Annotated in this window: 2 protein-coding genes and 1 pseudogene; 2 read left to right on the top strand and 1 reads right to left on the bottom strand. The window is 48.8% G+C overall.

All coding sequences use genetic code 11. The annotated features are described in order from the left end of the window. Positions 1 to 115: 115 nt before the first annotated feature. A pseudogene (locus FT643_RS22855) lies at positions 116 to 490 on the top strand (Tn3 family transposase); the annotation flags it as partial. A 609-nt stretch (positions 491 to 1,099) separates the two neighbouring features. Next, positions 1,100 to 1,549: a DMT family transporter gene (locus FT643_RS22850; protein ID WP_156873710.1), complete on the top strand. Its 450-nt coding sequence runs from the start codon at positions 1,100 to 1,102 to the stop codon at positions 1,547 to 1,549. A gap of 10 nt (positions 1,550 to 1,559) precedes the next feature. Here the strand turns inward: FT643_RS22850 and FT643_RS23990 are convergent, their stop codons facing one another. After that, the gene (locus FT643_RS23990; protein WP_317622107.1) at positions 1,560 to 3,176 is read right to left on the bottom strand and encodes an efflux RND transporter permease subunit; all 1,617 of its coding nucleotides are present in this window, start codon (positions 3,174 to 3,176) and stop codon (positions 1,560 to 1,562) included. Positions 3,177 to 3,303 lie beyond the last annotated feature (127 nt).

Raw genomic sequence — 3,303 nt, 5'->3', positions numbered from 1 at the left:
TTTAAGCGATTTGGGTTGGTCCGACAGTGAAAATTGGAGCTTGAGCGGTAAACGAGTGAGGGGGTTTCGGGTAAGATACTTCGGATGAGGGGCAAATCGGTGCTTTATACTTCCTATACCCGACGCCAGTTTAAGAAATTATGTGCAAAGGGCTTTAAACCGTGGTGAAGCCTACCATCAACTGCGTCGTGCGATTGCTCATGTAAATGGCAATCGTTTCCGGGGGAAAAATGATGATGAGATCAATTTATGGAATGAATGCGCCAGACTGTTAACCAATGCGATCATCTACTTTAACTCACTGATACTGACGCGTTTACTCGAACATTTTGAGTCAAAAGAGGATGATAAAAAGCTGGAAATTATCAAACAGGTATCGCCAGTCGCTTGGCATAACATCAATTTGAACGGCACCTATAGCTTCAGCTTTGAACAAAATCTGCTCGATTTGGATGAAATCATGCAATCAATCGTACAAAATGAAAATTAAGGTTCCTCTGGAGGCCCCGTCAGCCGTGGTCTACAGCGAAAAGTGTTACATTAGGACGGAATGTCCCCAGAACCCCATAGTGGAATCGATCAACCAGGGATCAGTGATCACCTGGAGTCATATAAACCTTCGAGGCGAATACGACTTTACCCGACGGGCAGCAAATGAACCGAAATTCGAATTTAGGAAGATTCGAGCATTGAAATTGTGAAATGCGGGGTCTGCCGAAAAAACGCTTAAAGTATTTTCAATAAGATCAATGAGATAGGGGTATAAGTGCCTCATTTACACCCCTATATTGTTGGGGACCCTTTGTTCCTGTGAACTCCTAAGGGTGTGATGAAGAACTCTCACGGGATGGGCCGGTACAATTAAGGGTGGATGTTATTCACACGTGCCCGAAATGTAACAAAAGGATGAATGGCATTAATCAAATGTCTAATACCTCGCAGTATTCGACATCGATACGGCAAGCGGTAGGGGAAGGTAACAGAGCCTGTCCTTCCTGTGGGTGAGTAATAAAGTTGTTAATAAAGTAATAGGCGCTATTTTGGCGGGTCATTAAATGTTATAAAATCACCCGCTCGACCATCAGACCCGACCCATGACATGAATGCACTATTCCCGATTTTAATCGCGCTGGCGGTAGGCACGCTGCTTCCCATCCAGGCCGCAACCAACGCCGCGGCATCTCGCTACTTTGGCGATATTTCCTATGCCGCGTTGCTGTCGTTTATCATCGGCGCCACCACGATCTCAGGCTACGTTCTGATTGTCCGCCCGACGCTCAACAGCCCCACATTGTCTTCCGGTTTTCCCGGCTACATCGTTCTGGGTGGGTTGATCTCCACGGTTTACACCATTGCGATCACCTATCTGGCTCCCAGACTGGGTGTCGGGAACACCCTCTTCATCATTATCACCGGGCAAATGCTAGCGGCGCTGCTGGTTGATCACCTGGGCATTTTCGGTTCCATCCGACAAACCTTGACCTTGCAACGCGCGACCGGTGTCGCACTGATGATTTTCGGATTGTATCTAACCAGAAAGAACAGCTGATTCGAACGAATCAGCCCGCCTCCTGATACAGCACTTTGGGCTTCACCAGATTAATGAGCACTGGCACCACCAGCAACGTGAACAGCGCACACAGCATCATGCTGGACGCAACCATCATTCCCAACCGGGCTGTCACCCCATAATTCGAATACACCAATACCAGAAAACCCATCGCCATACTGATGGCATTGAGCATAATCGGCAGCCACACCTCTTCAACCGCCAGCACAACCGCTTCAGCCGGTTTGGCACCGGCGCGAATAGCTCCCTGAACCGAAGACAACAAATGAATGACGAAATCCACTCCGATTCCAAACACGATACCGGCAATCAGCGCCGTGCCGATATCGATGTAAGAACCGCTCAACTGAATCACTGAAAAATTGGTCAACACCGTCAGCGAAAGCGGCAACACCGAGATCAAAGCCACCGGTAAAGAGCGGAACAACAGCAGTAATGTCACCATCACAAACAGCGCCGACAACACAAAGCTTCTCAACTGTCCATTGACAATCTCGTCGGTGCTCTTTACCAACACTTCGCCGAAGCCACTGGCGACCAGCTTCATGTTCGTGGGCAGGACTGTCGCTGCGTAGGCATCAACATCCTGGATGATCCTGCGCAAATCAGAAGCCTTTTCCGTATGGGACATTGCAACGATCAACGCATTCTTGTAATCCGGATCAAGCAGATTACGAACATCCTGTTCGGTGCTGTTTTCATATAAAAACAGATACTGTCCATACAACGCTTCCGACGGATCCGGCGGCAATCTGAAAGTATCATGGTTGATCTGCTGATTCATGCGCTTCATAAAATCGCTGGGCGACGCCACGTAACCGATTTCCTTATGGCTCATCAGCCGCTGCTTGATCGCATCCAGGGCTGCCATGGCTTCGGGTTTGACAAAGGCGCGTGATTCCGTCCCCCGGATCCAGAAATAATTGGGAACCGTCCCGCCAAAATACTGATTCAGAAGCACGTCGGCTTTGCGAATATCCGTGGATTTATCGAATTGGGCGATATTCTGATTGTCCACCGGGACATCTCTCGACGCCACCAGCATTCCCGCGCCCAGCAACAGAATCAACACGGAAAACACAACGGATTTTCCGTTCAGCCAGTGCAACAAGCGGGAAAACTGGCGAAACAGATAACTGTTCCCAGACCCGCCATGCTGGGTATTCTTACCCCGTTGAACATTCAGAAACGGCAGAATCGCCGGTAAAAAGGTAACCGTTACCACAAACGCAATCGCCACTCCCACCGACATAAACAACCCGAACTGACTGACATAGATCAGCTTGGTATAGGACAGCGCCAGAAATCCCATGCAAGTGGTCACGCTGGTCATCATCAATGGATTGGTTAAGCGCATCATGGAATGATTCACCGCCGCGCCGGCATCCATTTTCTCTAAATTCCTATAATAATCGGACATAAAGTGGATGGAGTCCGCAATCGATATCGTCATCAGAAACACGGGGATCGTGGAGGTGATAATATTGATCCTGATATCCATCAACGCCATCAACCCCAATGTCCACAACGTTGAAATAACACATACGGTCAGCGGTAAAATCACCCCATAGGCGTTACGGAAGCTGAAATACAGAACCAGTGAAATGATGGCCGTGAGGGCTAACGCGGGTTAAGTGTTGGCAATTTCTCAGGCCACACTGGACGTCAGAATACAAGCCGCTGATACTGTACATAACCACAGTATCAGCGGAAGATACCCATGTCACTGGCAA

Source organism: Ketobacter sp. MCCC 1A13808 (assembly GCF_009746715.1).
In the GTDB taxonomy this organism is placed as follows: Bacteria; Pseudomonadota; Gammaproteobacteria; order Pseudomonadales; family Ketobacteraceae; genus Ketobacter.
Note: the sequence above shows the minus strand (reverse complement) of the source record. Positions and strands in the feature narration are given on the sequence as shown.